The organism is Pseudomonas baetica (assembly GCF_051216495.1).
Taxonomy (GTDB): domain Bacteria; phylum Pseudomonadota; class Gammaproteobacteria; order Pseudomonadales; family Pseudomonadaceae; genus Aquipseudomonas; species Aquipseudomonas baetica_B.
Map to the genome: position 1 here is coordinate 1 of NZ_JBPKAM010000035.1, position 17,612 is coordinate 17,612.

13 protein-coding genes are annotated in these 17,612 nt (G+C 57.6%); 5 read left to right on the forward strand and 8 right to left on the reverse strand.

Features of this window, described 5'->3' with window-relative positions:
• Positions 1 to 139: 139 nt before the first annotated feature.
• Together htpX and ACSFE6_RS14425 are read right to left on the reverse strand one after the other, a co-directional pair.
• Positions 140 to 1,030 carry a protease HtpX gene (gene htpX / locus ACSFE6_RS14420; RefSeq protein ID WP_007973520.1) on the reverse strand — a complete coding sequence of 297 codons (891 nt, stop codon included), beginning with the start codon at positions 1,028 to 1,030 and terminating at the stop codon, positions 140 to 142.
• Positions 1,031 to 1,348: 318 nt separating this feature from the next.
• The gene (locus tag ACSFE6_RS14425; RefSeq protein WP_007983502.1) at positions 1,349 to 2,560 is read right to left on the reverse strand and encodes a pyridoxal phosphate-dependent aminotransferase; all 1,212 of its coding nucleotides are present in this window, start codon (positions 2,558 to 2,560) and stop codon (positions 1,349 to 1,351) included.
• Positions 2,561 to 2,785: 225 nt separating this feature from the next.
• Between ACSFE6_RS14425 and msrB the strand changes: the two genes are divergently transcribed.
• From msrB to ACSFE6_RS14440, 3 genes are all read left to right on the forward strand, one after another.
• Positions 2,786 to 3,181, forward strand: a complete 396-nt coding sequence (gene msrB / locus ACSFE6_RS14430; RefSeq protein ID WP_435428238.1) for a peptide-methionine (R)-S-oxide reductase MsrB — start codon at positions 2,786 to 2,788, stop codon at positions 3,179 to 3,181.
• 197 nt (positions 3,182 to 3,378) lie between these two features.
• Entirely contained in the window at positions 3,379 to 3,864 is a 486-nt protein-coding gene (locus ACSFE6_RS14435; protein WP_435428239.1) for a glutathione peroxidase, read from the forward strand.
• Positions 3,861 to 4,319: a MarR family winged helix-turn-helix transcriptional regulator gene (locus ACSFE6_RS14440; RefSeq protein WP_435428240.1), complete on the forward strand. Its 459-nt coding sequence runs from the start codon at positions 3,861 to 3,863 to the stop codon at positions 4,317 to 4,319. Before ACSFE6_RS14435 ends, ACSFE6_RS14440 begins: the two co-directional genes overlap by 4 nt.
• On the opposite strand, the gene ACSFE6_RS14445 is transcribed toward ACSFE6_RS14440, so the two are convergent.
• Positions 4,303 to 6,624, reverse strand: coding sequence for a response regulator (locus ACSFE6_RS14445; protein ID WP_435428241.1), 2,322 nt, complete (start codon positions 6,622 to 6,624; stop codon positions 4,303 to 4,305). The genes ACSFE6_RS14440 and ACSFE6_RS14445 overlap by 17 nt on opposite strands.
• 166 nt (positions 6,625 to 6,790) lie before the next feature.
• Here ACSFE6_RS14445 and ACSFE6_RS14450 point away from each other — a divergent pair, with 166 nt between their 5' ends.
• A complete protein-coding gene (locus ACSFE6_RS14450) occupies positions 6,791 to 7,681 on the forward strand; it encodes an ATP-binding protein (RefSeq protein ID WP_435428242.1) in 891 nt (296 codons plus the stop codon).
• Complete coding sequence (locus ACSFE6_RS14455) at positions 7,678 to 8,160, forward strand: GAF domain-containing protein (protein ID WP_435428243.1); 483 nt, start codon at positions 7,678 to 7,680, stop codon at positions 8,158 to 8,160. Before ACSFE6_RS14450 ends, ACSFE6_RS14455 begins: the two co-directional genes overlap by 4 nt.
• Before the next feature lie 7 nt (positions 8,161 to 8,167).
• On the opposite strand, the gene ACSFE6_RS14460 is transcribed toward ACSFE6_RS14455, so the two are convergent.
• The 5 genes from ACSFE6_RS14460 to ACSFE6_RS14480 form a co-directional block, all read right to left on the reverse strand.
• Positions 8,168 to 11,116, reverse strand: coding sequence for an HD domain-containing phosphohydrolase (locus ACSFE6_RS14460; protein WP_435428244.1), 2,949 nt, complete (start codon positions 11,114 to 11,116; stop codon positions 8,168 to 8,170).
• Between the two features lie 59 nt (positions 11,117 to 11,175).
• On the reverse strand, positions 11,176 to 14,805 hold the full coding sequence (locus ACSFE6_RS14465) for a transporter substrate-binding domain-containing protein (RefSeq protein ID WP_435428245.1): 3,630 nt from the start codon (positions 14,803 to 14,805) through the stop codon (positions 11,176 to 11,178).
• 8 nt (positions 14,806 to 14,813) lie between these two features.
• Positions 14,814 to 15,440, reverse strand: a complete 627-nt coding sequence (locus ACSFE6_RS14470; protein ID WP_175389648.1) for a response regulator transcription factor — start codon at positions 15,438 to 15,440, stop codon at positions 14,814 to 14,816.
• A 205-nt stretch (positions 15,441 to 15,645) separates the two neighbouring features.
• Complete coding sequence (locus tag ACSFE6_RS14475) at positions 15,646 to 16,071, reverse strand: response regulator (RefSeq protein WP_435428246.1); 426 nt, start codon at positions 16,069 to 16,071, stop codon at positions 15,646 to 15,648.
• Between the two features lie 178 nt (positions 16,072 to 16,249).
• On the reverse strand, positions 16,250 to 17,578 hold the full coding sequence (locus tag ACSFE6_RS14480; protein WP_435428247.1) for a deoxyguanosinetriphosphate triphosphohydrolase: 1,329 nt from the start codon (positions 17,576 to 17,578) through the stop codon (positions 16,250 to 16,252).
• Positions 17,579 to 17,612: the final 34 nt, after the last annotated feature.

The following is a 17,612-nucleotide window of genomic DNA, read 5'->3' on the forward strand; positions in this document are numbered from 1 at the left end:
CCCACAGGGGCTGCGCCAAACACATATCCAATGTGGGAGCGAGCCTGCTCGCGAAGGGGGCCGAAAGTACACCCCCATAAACAACAGACAAAAAAAAGGCCCGCATCGCTGCGGGCCTTCTTGTCTACTTCTGAGCTATTCAGCCCCGACGACGCGCCAGTGCGTCGATACGCTCTTCCAGCGGAGGGTGGCTCATGAACATGCGAGCAAACCCTTGCTTGATGCCACCGTTGATGCCAAAGGCATTCAGGGTGTCGGGCATGTGCACCGGCAGCCCCTGTTCGGCGCGCAGGCGCTGCAAGGCACCAATCATCGCGGCAGTACCGGCCAGGTTTGCCCCGGCTTCGTCGGCACGGAATTCCCGTTTGCGCGAGAACCACATGACGATGGCGCTGGCCAGGATACCCAGAACCAGTTCGGCGAAGATGGTCGCCACGTAGTAAGCGATGCCCTGGCCTTCTTCGTTCTTGAAGATCACCTTGTCGACAAAGTTGCCGATGATCCGTGCGAAGAACATGACGAAGGTGTTCACTACGCCCTGGATCAACGCCAGGGTCACCATGTCGCCATTGGCGACGTGGCCGATTTCGTGGGCCAGAACGGCTTTCACTTCATCCGGCGAGAAACGCTCGAGCAAGCCCTGGCTGACCGCGACCAGCGCGTCGTTCTTGTTCCAGCCGGTGGCGAAGGCGTTCGCCTCGTAGGCTGGGAAAATCCCGACTTCGGGCATCTTGATCCCGGCTTCGCGGGACAGTTGCTCGACGGTTTGCAGCAGCCATTGCTCGTGGCGAGTCCGTGGCTGGGTGATGATCTGGGTGCTGGTGCTCATCTTCGCCATCCACTTGGAGATGAATAGCGAGAACAGGGAACCGGCAAAACCAAAGACCGCACAGAAAATCAGCAGCTGATTGAGGTTGAGATCAACCCCGTTGGCCGCCATGAACCCGTTGAAGCCGAAAAGGCTCAGGGTGATGCTGGCAATCAGCACGACCGCCAGGTTAGTGGCCAAAAACAGCAGGATGCGCATCATGGTTGTAGAAATCTCCTTATGCTAAAGATGTAGCGTACTGCGGGGTATATAAGGTGCTGCACCGGGGTATTCAACCGAGTGACTATTTCAAACTGTGTCCTACGGCAATAGCTTAGCTGCTTGAAGGGCATTTCCGATATTGAATAGGGAAGTGTTTGTAAGACGCGATGGGCGTTGTAGGCCCCGCCGTTGTTGGGCGAGAACATGGTCTGTGTGATCGGTCGGTTGGTGGAGCGGTAAGTCCCGGCGGGGCACGAACATGTGTTGCTGAATGAATCACCGTGCAACGCGCGTTGGCGTTGCACGGTGACAGATCGCTTACTGACGATAGGACTTGAGGAAATTTCCGATGCGTCCGATCGCCATGTCCAGGTCATCGACACGCGGCAGGGTCACAACGCGGAAGTGGTCCGGCCATGGCCAGTTGAAAGCCGTGCCTTGCACCACCAGCAGTTTCTCGGAGAGCAGCAGGTCCAGGACGAATTTCTCGTCGTTATGGATCGGACAGACTTTCGGGTCGATGCGCGGGAACGCATACAGTGCGCCCATCGGCTTGACGCAGCTCACGCCCGGGATGTCGTTGAGCAGTTCCCAGGTGCGGTTGCGCTGTTCCAGCAAGCGTCCTGGCGGTAACACCAGATCGTTGATGCTCTGATAGCCACCGAGTGCAGTCTGGATGGCGTGCTGGCTCGGGACGTTGGCACACAGGCGCATGTTGGCCAGCATGTCGATGCCTTCGATGTAGCTCTGGGCGTGGTGTTTCGGGCCGGAAATGGCGATCCAGCCGGAGCGGAAACCGGCGACGCGATAGGACTTGGACAGGCCGTTGAAGGTCAGGCATAGCAAGTCCGGCGCGAGGGATGCGGTGCAGATGTGCACGGCATCGTCGTACAGGATCTTGTCGTAGATCTCATCGGAGAACACCACCAGGTTGTGCTGGCGGGCCAGTTCCAGCATACCTAGCAAAACTTCCTTGGAGTACACCGCACCGGTCGGGTTGTTCGGGTTGATGATCACCAGCGCCTTGGTGTTCGGGGTGATCTTGGCCTTTATGTCGGCCAGGTCCGGCCACCAGTTGGCCTGCTCGTCGCACAGGTAATGCACGGGATTACCACCCGACAGACTCACGGCTGCGGTCCATAGCGGATAGTCCGGGGCCGGCACCAGTACTTCGTCGCCGTTGTTGAGCAGGGCCTGCATCGACATCACGATCAGCTCGGAAACGCCGTTGCCCAGGTAGATGTCTTCAATCCCGACACCTTCCACCTGTTTTTGCTGGTAGTACTGCATGACGGCCTTGCGCGCGCTGAACAGACCCTTGGAATCGCTGTAACCCTGTGCGGTCGGCAGGTTGCGGATCACGTCCTGGAGGATTTCGTCCGGCGCTTCGAAACCAAAGGGTGCCGGGTTGCCGATGTTCAGCTTGAGGATGCGATGACCTTCCTCTTCCAGGCGTTTGGCGTGCTTGAGCACCGGGCCGCGAATGTCATAGCAGACGTTGGCGAGCTTGTTCGATTTGCTGACCTGCATGGCGATGTGTTCCCGAAAATGAACGATCCAGGCGGCGTATGAACAACCGTACTGGGAATCCTGCGTAATCACACAGGCCTGACGCCTTGAGAGCAGCACCCATAAATCCGTTTGAATGCGCGTGGCCTGGCTGCCAGACTGGCGTTTGACGAGGCGCAATCATACGTGCCGCCCGATCCTTGGAAAAGGTACAGATCGGGCTTTTTCAGCCGCCGAGGTGTGATGATGGAAAAGTTGGAAAAAACCCTGGAAGAATGGAAAGCCATGCTCGATCCCGAGCAGTACAACGTGTGCCGTCTCAAGGGCACCGAGCGCCCGTTCTCCGGCAAATATAACGACAGCAAGGTCGACGGTGTTTACCACTGCATCTGCTGCAGCGAGCCGCTGTTTGACTCCAAAACCAAATTTGATTCCGGTTGCGGCTGGCCGAGCTTCTACGCGCCGATCGGCGACAGTGCCATGGTCGAGATCCGCGACACCAGCCACGGCATGATCCGTACCGAAGTGGTTTGCGCCAAATGCGATGCGCACTTGGGGCATGTGTTCCCGGATGGTCCGCCGCCTACCGGTCTGCGTTACTGCATCAACTCGGTGTGCCTGGATCTGGTTCCACGCGGATAAAAAGCCCTCTGTAGGAGCGAGCTCTGCTCGCGATGGGCTTGGGGGCAGCGCGGGGCATCAGGTTTCCCGCGTTATCGTTCACGACCATCGCGAGCAGAGCTCGCTCCTACAGTGGGTCGGTGCCCGATAATTTAAATTGCACGCAATTCAATTGCTCGCTATGTTTGGCTTATCTTCCTGAATCTGGAGCCTTCACCATGAGCGACAATCTGCTAAGCATTCCGTGCACCACGATCAAGGGCGAGCAAAAGACCCTGGCAGACTTCGCCGGCAAAGCGGTGTTGGTGGTCAATACCGCCAGCAAATGCGGTTTTACCCCGCAGTACAAGGGCCTCGAGGAGCTGTGGCAGACCTACAAGGATCAGGGCCTCGTGGTGCTGGGCTTTCCCTGCAATCAATTCGGCAAGCAGGAGCCGGGTAATGAAGGGGCGATCAGCGAGTTCTGCGAGCTGAACTACGGCGTCAGTTTCCCGCTGTTCAAAAAGATCGAGGTCAATGGCGCGGACGCCCATCCGCTGTTCGTGCAGTTGAAAAAACGTGCACCGGGCGTGCTCGGTTCCCAGGGCATCAAGTGGAACTTCACCAAGTTCCTGATCGGTAAGGACGGCCAGTTGGTCAAGCGTTTCGCGCCGGCGACCAAGCCGCAGGACCTGACCCGCGAGATCGAAGCCCTGCTCAAATGAACACGTCCGTCGACTCCCTGAATCTTGACAGTCAGCTCTGCTTCAAGCTGTATGCCGCTTCCCGTGCGGTGATCCGGGCGTACAAGCCGATGCTTGACCAGCTCGGCCTGACTTACCCGCAATACCTGGCGATGCTGGTGTTATGGGAGTGGCAGGAAACCGCGCCGGAGCAGCCGACCGTCAAGGCCTTGGGCGAGCGACTGGCGCTGGACTCCGGCACGCTGACGCCGTTGCTCAAGCGTCTTGAGCAACTGCAACTGGTACAGCGTCAGCGTTCGGCTCGGGATGAGCGCGAGGTGCATTTGAGCCTGTCACCAACGGGGCTGGCGTTGCGCGATCAGGTCGGGCCGTTGAAAGCTCGGCTGTTGTGCGACAGTGGTGTAGACCTGGATCGCCTGAATGAACTGCGCAATGGCCTGGATCATCTGTTGGGGCAAATCAAGGCACTGTCGTAACGGGTATCCAGATATCCAGCAGGGCAGCCAGTTCTTCTCGTCGAAACGGTTTGGCCAGGTAATCGTTCATGCCCGCGGCACGGCAGCGTTCGCGCTCTTCGGACATGGCGTTGGCGGTCAGGGCGACGATGGGCAGTTCCGGCCAGCGTCCGCTGCGGCGGATTTGCCGACTGGCTTCGTAGCCATCCATCACGGGCATGTTGCAGTCCATCAGTACCAGATCGAAATCGCTGCTTTCCAGTTGATCCAGTGCCTCTACACCATGAGCGGCGACAATCACGTCGCATCCGAGTTTGCCGAGCATGCCCTTGGCCACCAGTTGATTGACCGGGTTGTCTTCGACCAGTAGCACCCGTGCGCGGCGTTGCGGCGATTGGGTATCGATCCGGATATCGTCGATGACAGCGATTTCCGGTTGCAGGATGCGCCGCAAGGTCTGGTGCAACGCATTGCGTGCCAAAGGGCGCGCCTGCTGCTGCAAGGGGGCGAGGGCGTTGACTTGTTCAACGGGCATGAAACTGCCGTATGCGGTCACCAGCAAAATCGGTGCGGTGAAGGTGGGGCGCAGGTTGAACAAGCATTCGGGACAATCGGTAATCAACACATCGGGATCCAGACCGATCAATGGCTCGTCAATGGCGCGCTGCTGATACTCCAACCCCCAACCGGGCAGCGCGCTACCCAGCAATTCCGCCAGGCCGCTGCTGGCGGCGGTGATGGCGATGACTTTGCCTTGCAAGGCCGGCGGCGGAAGTGCCCGGGTATGGCGGGGCAGCGGTAATTGCGCACAGAACTGACTGCCAAAACCCGCTTCGGAACTGATGGTCAGGCGCCCTCGCATGGCTTCGCAAAGGTTATAGGTCAGGGCCAGCCCCAGCCCGGTGCCGCCAAACTGTCGGGTAATCCCGGCACCGGCCTGGGTGAAGGGCTGGAAGATCTTGACCTGGGCGTCCTGGGGAATGCCGATGCCTGTGTCGCAGACCTCGATTCTGACACCGTCGCCGAAGGTCGACAGGCGCACATCGACCCGTCCGAAACGGGTGAACTTGAGTGCGTTGGACAGCAGATTGCTGACGATCTGCCGAACCCGGGTCGGATCGCCGAGCACTAATGCCGGGAAATGTGGATCGATCAAGCAGGTCAGTTCGACACTCGGCGCCGCATTCTGCGACAGCAGGTTGGCGGTGTCTTCGACCAGTGCGCCGAGGTCGAAGGGGATGTGTTCGAGCTCGAGCTGACCGGCATCGAATTTCGACAGATCGAGAATATCGTTGAGCAATTCCACCAGCACCTTGCCCGAGTCATGGGCGATGGACAGTTGTTGCTGCTGCTCGGCAGTCAGCGGCCCGTCGAGCGACAGGGCGATCATCCCCAGCAGGCCATTGAGTGGCGTGCGGATTTCATGGCTCATGTTGGCCAGGAACACCGAGCGCGCCTCGGCCATGTCCAGGGCGGTGCTTCGGGCCACTTCCAGCTCCTGGTTGGATTGGCTGAGGCGGGCGTTGATGGCCTTGAGTTCGGCGGTACGTGCCGAGACGATGTTTTCCAGTTGGCTCAGGTAATCGGTGAGGCGATTTTCCGCGTTGCGTCGTTGGTGGATTTCGGTGGCGACATTTTCGAATTGCTGGTTGGCGACTTTCACCAGCACGCCGATTTCATCGTTGGCGTGGCCGGCCGGACATTCCAGGGTGGTCGGTTCAATGCTGCGTGAATCGCGACCGCTGAGTTCGCGGATAACACGTACCAATGGTTTGGTCAGCATCACATAGAACAGCGCCAGCAGGATGCCGGTCAGGATCAGGCTGCGGGCGAAGCCGTTGAGCAAGGTCACTTCGGCGCGACGCAGGAACCGGTACCCGAATGAGTAGGTGTCGACGTCCAGTTGCAGCGTGCCGAGGGATTCGTTGGGCAGGTGGTCCAGATAGAGGCGGTCTTCGAATTGCCGGTTGGCGCCGAACAGCAGGTCACTGAGCACGCGATAGCCGCTTTGCAGGCCCGGTCGCTTGACGTTGGCCAGCACGTTGCCGTTGTTATCGCTCAGTTTCGCGCCAATGATTGCAGGCGAACGCAGCAGGCCCAGGGTCAGCTCCTGAGCGAGTTCGGCGTCGATGTTATAGGCGATGCGTGAAGCCGGGTTGTGGCTGATTTCCAGCAAAGACAGGATTTCACGGTTGATGGAGGCGTCTTCACTGGCATAATCGATGCCTATTTGCAGCAGGCTGAGCAGCGTGCCCAGAATGAAACCGACCAGCACGGTAAGCCGGGCTTGCTTGTAAGACAGCCGGTTGGTGAACTTGATATCCATGGGGTGCTGGACCACTTCCGTTTCCCTTCGCTGCTCAAGCATAGCCGATCATGCATGGAAGCCGATGCTCTCGCGAGCCCTTGTAGAGGGGCTTGGTCCGGACATCGAACGCTGTGTTCTGTCGCTGTATCGCCATCATTACTGTGAACGTGCCCGAGGAGAAGACGTGGATTCCCGATTGAATGCTTTTCTTGAACGCGCCGATGCCGTTCTGGCCCGTATCGAACCGCTGCTGCCCACCCCTCGACAAGCGATCGACTGGACAACCTGCCTGGCGGCACGCTGGCAGCGCGAAGGGCGCAGCGGTTATCTGCTACCGCTGGAAGTCAGTCTCGACATGCGTCTGTCCGACTTGATCGGCGTCGACCGCCAGGTGGAGCAGCTGGGTCGCAACACCCAACAATTTCTGGACGGCATGCCGGCTAACCACGCCTTGCTCTGGGGCTCGCGCGGTACCGGTAAATCGTCGCTGATCCGCGCCTTGCTCGCCGAGCATGCCCAGGCAGGTTTGCGCTTGATCGAGATCGAGCGCGACCACTTGGCAGACTTACCACGGGTCGTCGAGCAGATCGCAAAATTGCCGCAACGATTCGTGGTGTTCTGCGATGACCTGTCATTTGAGTCGGGCGAGGGCGATTATCGCGTCCTCAAGAGCGTGCTCGACGGGTCCCTGGAACAGGCGCCGGACAACGTGTTGCTGTACGCAACTTCCAACCGTCGCCACCTGGTGCCGGAAAAGGAAAGCGATAACGAAAACTGGAAACGGGTCGATGGCGAATTGCACCCCAGCGAGGCGGTGGAAGACAAGATCGCCCTGTCGGATCGCTTTGGTTTGTGGCTGTCGTTCTACCCGTTTACCCAGGAACACTTTCTCAACGTTGTCGAGCACTGGATCGGACAACTGGCCCACAAGGCCGGCCTGAAGTGGCAGCGTACCGAAGAGCTGGACATCCTCGCGGTGCGCTGGGCCACGGGACGCGGCAATCGTAACGGACGTTGCGCGTATCAATTTGCCCGCTATTGGGTTGGGCTGAAACTGTTGGAGCACAAGGCATGATCGATTTACAAAAGAGCGGCCAGGGCCTCGAAGGCTATGGCATGCTGCACGCGCAGCTGGAGTCGCTGCTGGCGGACGAGCGGGACTTCATCGCCAACGCCGCGCAGTTTTCGGCGTTTCTGTTCAATCAGCTTGAAGACCTGAACTGGGCCGGCTTCTACCTCAATCGCAACGAGGAACTGGTGTTGGGCCCGTTCCAGGGACAGATCGCCTGCGTGCGGATTCCGTTCGGTCGGGGCGTGTGCGGGACTGCGGCGGCGACGTTGCAGACGCAATTGGTCGAAGACGTGCATGCGTTTCCCGGGCATATCGCCTGTGACAGTGCCTCGAACAGCGAGCTGGTGGTGCCCTTGGTCAAGGACGGTCGCCTGATTGGCGTGCTGGACCTCGATAGCCCGAAACTGGCGCGTTTCAATGCGCAGGATCAGGCTGGAATCGAGCACCTGGCGGCCATTTTCCTGCGCTTGACCGATTGCTGAATATTGGTCAAACCGTCAGACCAGCCTTGATCAGCAAGCTTGTCGGGTCTACCACATCGATCTGCTGCGGGTCGAGGAACCGCTCGGCATACTGAAGATAGATGTGCGTCTTGATGAACAACCCGAACAACTCCGGGTCGATGTGGGCATCCCGGCACATGGTAGCCATGATGCCCAGCGCTTCGCTCAATGACTTGGCTTTCTTGTAGGGGCGGTCGGAAGCCGTCAGCGCTTCGAAAATATCGGCAATCGCCATCATCCGCGCCGGCAGGCTCATCTCCTCGCGTTTCAAGCGTTTTGGATAACCGGTGCCGTCCATTTTTTCGTGATGGCCACCGGCGATTTCCGCAATGTTGCTCAGGTAACCGGGGAAGGGCAGGTGGTTGAGCATCAGGATCGTCTGCACGATGTGGTGATTGATGATGTAGCGTTCTTCGTTCGTCAGGGTGCCGCGGCGAATGCTCAGGTTATAGAGTTCGCCGCGGTTGTACTTGTAGTGCGGTACATCGAGTTTGAACCCCAAGGGATTATCCGGGGCGATCAGTTCGGTTTCGGGGCGTTCGAACAGATGCTCGGGCTTGTCTGCCAGCAGTGGCTCGGTGACTGGCAATGTCGGTGCAGGATTGCGCGCCTGACGCCGGTTCTCTTCCCAGGAAACGCCCAGCCGATCATCCAGGGTTCGCATCCAGGTACGCTGGCCGATGCTGCGCAGACGTTGCAGGTCTCCATCATCCATCGCCTCGCCACCCAGGTTGCAGCGGGCAATAAAGGCGAAGTCATCGTCGAGACCGGTCAGCGTGGCATCACGCAACTGCGCCAGAGGCTGCTCGTCGCCACCGGCGGCGACCGCTTGCCAGTAGCTGATCCAGGCATCGCGCTTGAGCACTTCGAAGCGGGTACGGATTTCGTGGATGCGGTCGTAAAGGGTTTCCAGTTTCGTGGCTTTATCGACCACGTATTCCGGGGTGGTGATCTTGCCGCAGTCGTGGAGCCAGGCAGCGATGTTTAGCGCCTCCCATTCATCATCGGTGGGCTGATAGCCACTGAAGACTGGATCTTGGCTCGTCGCGGCAGCTTGCGCGAGCATCAGGGTCAGGGCCGGCACGCGCTGACAATGGCCGCCGGTGTAGGGACTTTTGGCGTCAATTGCACCGGCCAACAACTTGATGAACGCATCCAGCAATTGTTTTTGTCGGTTTTGCAGGCGCTGGCTTTCAATACTCACTGCAGCCGCGCCGGATACGGCTTGCAAGAACGCAATGCGGTCCGGTCGAAGTTTTTCCAGATCACTCTGATTGCCGCTGTCGGCCAGCAGAAAGACCAGCAGGCCCACGGTTTCGTTATGTCGATTGTGCAAGCGGATGCCGATCAGATGAACCCTGGGACATTTCAGTGCCAGCAGTACTTTCTGCAAGTCCCCGGCCTGTTCGAAGCCGAGGTTACTGACGACATTGTCGGCGGACGACAATTGTCGCAGCCAGTCAGGGCTCTGCGGGTTTTTAAGTTCGTGGGACCCTATGTCGAATGACGACAGAGCCTGTGCCGTGTCGTTGATGACCAGGCCGTGGGGCTCCATGCGATCGCCGTCACCTTCACGCAGGTAGATCAGACCGGCCTGGGCCTGGCCGATTTTCACGGTTTCAAACAGCACGCGTTGCAGCAACGGGGCAAATCGGGTTTCGGCGCTCAGGCTGTCGGTGATCTGGAAGAAGCTCGCCAGGGTATCTTTCATGCGGGCCATTGATACGCTCAGTTGATCGATTTCGAGCACCGGCGAGCGACGCGATAGCGGAAAATTGAAATCGAAACTGCGAATCGCATCCGCTTCGCGCACCAGTGCGCGCAGGGGGGTGACCAGAATCCGCGAGGTCAACCAGCCCAGCGGCACGCACAACAGTAGCGTCGCCAGCGTAATCAACGCACCTTGCCAGCGCATACGATAGGCATCGACGAGCAATTCATCTTCCGGCACCAACATCGCCAGTTGCAGTCCCTGCGGGCCACCTTCCTGCATGCTGCTGCGGGCCACGATCCATTGGCGTCCCCCGGCATTCAGGCGATTACCTTCAGGAGGAGGGCTGTTGAGCAATGCGCCCAGGCTGGGACTCAGGTCAGCCGCCTTGATCAGGCGAGCCGTCTGATCGTCGATGATCAGGCGACTGGCATCGGGGTAGGCAACGGCATTGCCCTGGGTATCAAACAGCACGATTTCGGTGGCGGGTGTCACCACATGTTTGGCCAGGGTGGCACTGAGTTCGGCCAGGGTCAGGTCCGCGCCCATCACGACTCGCTCACCACTGCGCCGGGCCAGTGTGGTGCCGACGTTGCGGGTGGAGAAAAAGATATAAGGCTCGGTGGTGATCTGATCGTTGTCGCGGCTGGCGCTTGTAAACCACGCGCGACTGCGCGGGTCGTAAGGGTCGTCGGGGTTGTCTTGTCGACTGATGAAGGTCAGGTTCTGGTCGAAGAACAGGGATTGGGAGTGCGCCCGGTCGCTGCTGTCGCGCTCGATACTCCAGACTTGATAAACCGCGCTCTCCGGGGCTTTGAGCAGCGACTTCAGGGCGGCGTTTCGCAGTGGCCGAACCATGAAGAAATCACCGTTGCCGTAGCCCAGATACAGTGACGCCAGGTCAGGGTTGTCAGTGAGCGACTGGCTGAAGGGTCTGAGCAGCGCCAGGCGATGCTCAAGGTCCGGTGCCTGGACCGCAGGGTTGACGACTTGCAGGCTTAGCAGATGGCGGATCGGTTCATAGGTCGCCTTCAAATCGAGGCGCACGTCCTGCTCTATGCGATTGAAGAGTTTTTCGCTGCTGGACAGGATGATCTGTGTGGTATGCCGATAATGGAAAATGCCTAGCACCACGCCGGTCAGCAACAGCAGGCAGGTAAACATCACGCTGATATGAACGTGCAAGGAAAATCGCCGTTGATCCGGACGCAGTGGGTTGGGCATACAGGTCACTCCGTGATGGTTAACACACTGCACAGCGTCCAAGCATAGTTAAGCCAATGTCATTCTGCTTTTGTCGTTTTTCGGATCTGTTGCAACAAGGCCTGATCGAGTTCCAGCAAGGCGCGCTCCACGGCCGCACAGCAGTCGGCGACTTTGCGCGGATGGAATGGGGCGCGGCAGGTTGTTTCGAGCAATTCGCAGCTTTCAATCAATCGAGCGGCCTGAGCGATTCGCGCGGCTCCCTTGATTTTATGGGCCATGTCGAGGAATGCCTGCGGGTCGGTAGAGCCGCAGAGCGCCAGCAGGCCCTGGCGATCCTGACGATTGCTGTTCAACAGTTCAGTCAACAGGCGCTGGTTCAACACCGGGTTGCCACCGGTCAACTGATGCAATCCTTCCAGGCTGAAAGCCGGTGTGATTGAGGTTGGCGCAATGCCTCCAACCCATTGGCTCAGGGCGCTTAGCGTCAGGGGTTTGAACAGACAGTCGTCCATACCTGCAAGCTTGCAGCGTTGAATCTCTTCAGGTTGTGCATTGGCGGTGAACCCCAGGATGGTGCATCGCGGTCGGCGCGTTTGTTTTTCGTGCAGACGAATGTCTCGGACCAGCTCGTAGCCATTCATGACCGGCATGTTGCAGTCAGCGATCACCAGATCGAACACATCGGTTTTCCATGCCTCGAATCCTGCCTGACCGTCCTCCGCGACGCTGTATCGATGACCCAGAAACTCCAGTTGCTGGCACATGAGCAAGCGATTGGCCGCGTGATCATCGACCACCAGGACGTTCAATGGGGTTGCGGCGAGGTGGATCCTTGCATTGGCTCTTTCCATTCCGGACTCTTGTGTCAACGCTGGTAGACACAGCGACATCCGTACTTGAGTGCCGGCACCCGGCTGACTGCTCAGTTGCAGGCTTCCGCCCATGATTTCGCATAGACTGCGGCTGATCACCAGGCCAAGTCCGGTACCGCCTCGGGCTGTTTGTCCAGCATTATCGGCCTGAGCAAAGGGCTCGAACAGGCGCTGCTGATCCTGTGCGCTGATTCCTATGCCACTGTCCCGGACTTGCAGTTGCATCTGCACCTGACCGGGCTCGGTGGTTGGGCGCAGGTCGACGGTAATGCTGACTTCTCCCTGTTCGGTAAACTTGATGGCGTTACTGACCAGATTGGACAGCACCTGCTTGAAGCGCATCGGGTCCAGCAGAACATCGATGGGTGGATTGTCCTGATTGAAATTCAAATTGAGTGCAAGCCCTTTCTGTCGGGCCAGGCCGTCGAAAATACGTACCACCGACGCCACGATTTCTCGCGGATTGACACGTTCCGGGCTCATGCTCAGGTGTCCGGATTCGATGCGTGCGATGTCGAGAATGTCGCCAATCAGTTCCAGCAGATCCTTCGCCGAGTGATACGCCACATCAATGGCCGGACGATCGGGATGTTGGTGTTCGATGCGCTGGAGCGTCAGTTCGAGCAGGCCGATGACCGCATTCATCGGCGTGCGGATCTCGTGGCTCATGGTGGCCAGAAAGGTGCTTTTGGCCCGGTTGGCTTCATCGGCACGCTCTTTTGCGCAACGCAGGTCATCGAGCAGTTGCCGGCGTTCGCTGATGTCTATCCAGCCACCGATGATGCCTTGCACTTCACCGCTTGAGTCACGGTAGGGCAGTATCCAGTGGTAGATCGTCAAGCGGCGACCGCCAATATGCAACGGACGGTCGAGTATCAACGGTCTGCCCTTGGCCACGACTCGCTCGTAGTCGGCCTGATATTCACGGGCTTCAAAGGCGTTGCTCAGGGAGCCCTGAATGACGCTTTTGCCGATGACATCTTCACGTTTCGCGTTGAAAGCTTGCAGGTAGCTGTCATTGCAGCTTTGCAGCAGGCCCTGGCGATCCCTGACATAGATGGGATGTGGCGTGCCGTTGACCAGCGAGCGCATGAATTCGAACTGATCGTTCAATGCGCGCTCGGCGGCCTTGCGTTGATTGATCTGGCGGCGCATGTAAGCGTTCCAGGCCACGGAAATCAGTAACAACACACCGGCACCAATGACGATCTGGTAAAACAGCCGGTGATAGTTGCGCCAGGTGCTTTGCGAGGACGCCGAATAGCCCCGCCAGCGGCTGTTGATGATGCCCAGCTCCTCCGGTGCGATGCTCAGGAGTGCCTTGTTGAGAATGTCATGGAGTTCCTTGGCTCCCTGATTCGTCGCCAGGGAAAAGGCAGCTTGCTCGGTACCGATGGTGGTACTGATCTGCAGGGTGTGCTCGAACAGCCGCGATGAAATGAAATAGTTTGCAATCACCAATGAACTCACCACACCTTCTGCCTGCCCCTCGGCCAGCATCTCCACGGCACTGAATGTATCCGGGGTTTCGATCAGCTTTGTCTTCGGGAATTCGCTGCGCAGATAAGGCAACAACGGATGACCTTGGGCGAGGGCCAGACGTTTGCCTTGAAGCTGCGCAAGATTGGTCGGGCTGTCCGGGGCCTTGCGCGTCAACAGGACAAAGGAGTTTTGCAAGTAGGGGCGACTGAAGTTCAACAGGGTGTCACGTTGAGCGCTGGGCAGCACTGCGGCGATCAGGTCGGCCTGATCATCCTTTACTCGCTGGATCATTTCGCTATCGCTTCGGCTGCGCTGGATGTCGAAACGCAGGCCGGTGCGCAATCTGATCAGCTCAAGCAAATCCGCGGCAACGCCGCGAAAGTTGCCGGCACTGTCGAAAAACGTCAGCGGTGCCAACGCTTCATTGACCACCACGCGCACTACCGGATGCTGTGCAAGCCATCGTTCCTCGCTGTAACTGAGCTCCAGTTTGTGATCCGTGAGCAGAATGTCACTGCCGGCGCTCCAGCGTTTGGCGATGTTTTCTCGAACGCTGACGGGGATGGCCGTGAGCATGGCATTGATGATGCCGAGCAGTTGCGGGTTGTCTTTATGCACCGCGAAACTGAAACCGTGTGCCTCGTGTTTGCCGAAGTTGGCCATGCGGATGTTGTTCAGGTAGCCCTTGTTGATCATGTAATGGGTAGAAATGGTGTCACCGAGAAACACATCGGCCTGATCGAAAGCGACGGCATTGATTGCATTCTGATAGGACGGGTAGGACGTGATAATCGCCTTGGGGTACAGGGCCTTGACTTCCTCCATCGGCAGGTAGTGATACACCATGCTCAGGCGCATGCCGGCCAGGCCATCGGTCAAGGATCGGGTTTCGCCTTCACGGGTCACTAGAACAGGCTGGTCCACGGCATAGGGCGCTGACAATACGATGTCGGGATTACGGGCCTCGAATCCATTGGCTGTACCCAACAGGTCGACTTCGTTGTTTTCAAGCGCTTCAATGGCCGCTCCCCGGGATGCAAAGCGCTGAATCCTGATGGGCAGGCCGATAGCCTTGCCGAGAATACCCGCGTAATCAGCAGTGAAACCTTCATAGTCGCGACCGCTAAGAGTCAGGTCGAAGGGCGGATAATCCGGTGCGGAGGTGCCAAGGATCAGTTCCTGCTTGTTCCTGAGCCACTGCCGTTGTGAGTTGTCGAGCTGGATCTCCAGGTGCCCGACCTCCGAGCGACTCAGCAACGCGTAGTTATCACTGCTGTGTGTTGCGAGCGAGGAGGTGCTCAGGCATAGGCCCATGGTCATCAGTATCAGATAGTCCTTTAAACGAATGGGCATCCTGTCTCTCACACCAATGCGTTGCGTTTTGCCATTTCGATGAGTTCAACCAACGACTTGGCCTTGAGTTTTTGCATGAGGCGTTTTTTATAAGTGCTGACAGTCTTGTTGCTCAGAAACATGCCTTTGGCGATTTCCTTGTTGGTGCGACCTTGAGCAAATAGTTGCAATACCATCAGTTCCCGATCGTTGACAGACTTGAATAGTTCCAGTTCGGCGCAACGCGCTTCGTCACCACGAACCGGGTTCAATGCTTCGCTTGGGAAATAGTTGTAACCCGAAAGTACGGCTTTGATGGCACTGACCAGTTCGCTGAGATCCTCCTGCTTGCAGACATATCCCGAAGCGCCGGATTGCATGCAGCGGATACCAAAAAGTGTCGGGCATTGCGCTGTCAGTACCAATGTTTTCAGAGGCGTACTCATCGCGTTGAAACGGGCCAGGACTTCCAGTCCGTCCAGTTTGGGAATACTGATGTCGAGAATGACCAGGTCGGGCATGCATTCGCGAACCATCTGCATGGCGTCGACTCCGTTGTCAGTTTCACCGACGACTTTGTAGCCTTCGTGTTCAAGCAACATACGAACGGCAAGTCGGATGACAGGGTGATCGTCGACAATAAAAACGGAGTTCATAATCAAATCCCATGCGAACTGAATAAAGCGCGCACCTTAGCTCAGATAGTTGAGGTGGCGTATGAACTGACGTACCTGTAGCAGCAATATAGGAATGTTCCTACAAGAAAAAAGGAATGGGCTTACGCATCAACTAGGATTTTTATGAGGAATAGTGCGAGTTATTTTTTTAATTGAAGTTTTGATATATCGATTTGTGAGATTTTTATTGTTTTTCGTGTGTTGAATTATGGCTGCTTAATTTCGGTGTTGAGGTCAGCATTTGTATGAACTCGGTCTGTTTCAAAGGTTTTGTCAAGCAACCCAGTAATGGAAGCTCATGGGTGTTGGCCACGCATTCAAGTCCGTCCAGTTCGGTGAGCGTCAGGCTACTTAGCAGGATGGCTTGTTTGATCATGCCGTGGCGACTGGCGAACTTGACCAAATCAATCCCGGAAACATCGGGTAGGCACTGATCGCACAAAAGAATATCGAAAGGTTGCTCGGCACCCAGCAAATATTGCAAGGCCCCTTGGGCGCAATTGGTGGTGGTCAAACGGGTGAAGCCGAAACTCTCGAGCAGATATTGTGTTGCCCGAAGTTGAAAGGGGTGATCTTCCACCAGCAAGATGTGCAGATTGTCTTTGATCATATTATTCACGCTTCTTTTATTGAACAAAGGAGGCGTGATTGTTTCGCGCGAATATCGGCCAATCGATCAGTTCACTCGACATCCGTTGTAGGGGAATTCAGCGAGCATTGAATGCACTTGGTTTTTTGGGGCTGATCGGCCATTACGGATGGCGTAATGGCTGACCAACCGTTATCTCTCAGTGACTTGAGCGCCCCGTCATTTCCAGCGCCATGTCGCTCGCATAGCTGTCCGTCATTCCGGCAATGAAATCGATCATTCGCAGAAACGAGGTGTGTAACGAGCCATGCGGATCGGGTGCGTTGTTACCCAACAGGTCGAGCGTTCGCCGGCTCTTGAAGGATGGCGTACGACCGTTGTGTTGTTCCAGGGCTGCGCCGCAAAAAGTGTTGAGCAGGATTTCCAGGGTGGTGTAGGCGCCGATTTCGTGCAGGGTTTTGCGTTTGTCCTGGAAGATTTTTTTGCGAGCCATGTCTTTTGCATTCAGGACACAGCGTTTGGCCGGGCCGTGCATGTGTTCCACCAGATCGCCCGGCAGTGTACCGGCCAGTAATGTGTCCTGCTGCTCGACAAAGGCCCGTGCGGCGGCATTGGTCAGGTGCTCGATGGCTTTGCCACGCAGGATGGCCAGTTTACGTCGGCGAGAATCCCCCGGCCCGAGTTGACGATAGGTTTCCGGCAAATCGTCACCCACCAGATCCAGCAGCAGCGATTCGACTTCAGCGTAATCCAGCAACTCCATTTCCAGGCCGTCTTCGAGGTCGATCAACGCGTAGCAGATATCATCGGCGGCCTCCATCAGGTACACCAGCGGGTGACGCGCCCAGCGCTGTTCTTCGAGTTGCGGCAGGCCAAGTTTCTGGGCGATCTGTTCAAGCAGCGGCAGTTCGCTCTGGTAGCAACCGAACTTGTGTTTCTTGTACCCAAGCGAATCGGCGTGTCTGGCCGTCCATGGGTATTTCAGATAAGTGCCGAGGGTGGCATAGGTCAGTCGCGTGCCGCCGTCGAACTTGTGGTACTCCAGTTGGGTCAGTACCCGAAAACCCTGGGCGTTGCCTTCGAAATTGAGAAAATCATTGCGCTCGGCCTCGCTCATTGCATCGAGCCAGCCGCGACCGGCGGCTTGCTGGAACCAATGACGGATCGCATCTTCCCCGGAGTGGCCGAACGGTGGATTGCCAATGTCATGGGCCAGGCAGGCCGACTGCACCACCATCCCCAGGTCGCTGGGCTCGCACCAGTCGGGCAGGGCGTTGCGGATGGTTTCACCGACGCGCATACCCAGCGAACGGCCGACACAACTGACTTCCAACGAGTGGGTCAGGCGCGTGTGAATATGGTCGTTACTGGAGACCGGATGCACCTGGGTCTTGCGTCCGAGCCGGCGAAAAGCCCCGGAGAAAATGATGCGGTCATGGTCTTTGTGAAATGGACTGCGGCCGAGCTCTTGCGAGCTGTGCAGAGGCTTTCCGAGGCGTTCGCGGGTAAGCAGGGTATGCCAATCCAAGGCGGGTTCTCTCCGTCGGGTGACTTGAGTCTCT

Coding starts and splice junctions, on each gene's coding strand:
- htpX (WP_007973520.1), bottom strand. CDS start 1,030: ATGATGCGCATCCTGCTGTTTTTGGCCACTAACCTGGCGGTCGTGCTG.
- ACSFE6_RS14465 (WP_435428245.1), bottom strand. CDS start 14,805: ATGCCCATTCGTTTAAAGGACTATCTGATACTGATGACCATGGGCCTA.
- ACSFE6_RS14475 (WP_435428246.1), bottom strand. CDS start 16,071: ATGATCAAAGACAATCTGCACATCTTGCTGGTGGAAGATCACCCCTTT.
- msrB (WP_435428238.1), top strand. CDS start 2,786: ATGGAAAAGTTGGAAAAAACCCTGGAAGAATGGAAAGCCATGCTCGAT.
- ACSFE6_RS14435 (WP_435428239.1), top strand. CDS start 3,379: ATGAGCGACAATCTGCTAAGCATTCCGTGCACCACGATCAAGGGCGAG.
- ACSFE6_RS14460 (WP_435428244.1), bottom strand. CDS start 11,116: ATGCCCAACCCACTGCGTCCGGATCAACGGCGATTTTCCTTGCACGTT.
- ACSFE6_RS14455 (WP_435428243.1), top strand. CDS start 7,678: ATGATCGATTTACAAAAGAGCGGCCAGGGCCTCGAAGGCTATGGCATG.
- ACSFE6_RS14440 (WP_435428240.1), top strand. CDS start 3,861: ATGAACACGTCCGTCGACTCCCTGAATCTTGACAGTCAGCTCTGCTTC.
- ACSFE6_RS14425 (WP_007983502.1), bottom strand. CDS start 2,560: ATGCAGGTCAGCAAATCGAACAAGCTCGCCAACGTCTGCTATGACATT.
- ACSFE6_RS14470 (WP_175389648.1), bottom strand. CDS start 15,440: ATGAACTCCGTTTTTATTGTCGACGATCACCCTGTCATCCGACTTGCC.
- ACSFE6_RS14445 (WP_435428241.1), bottom strand. CDS start 6,624: ATGGATATCAAGTTCACCAACCGGCTGTCTTACAAGCAAGCCCGGCTT.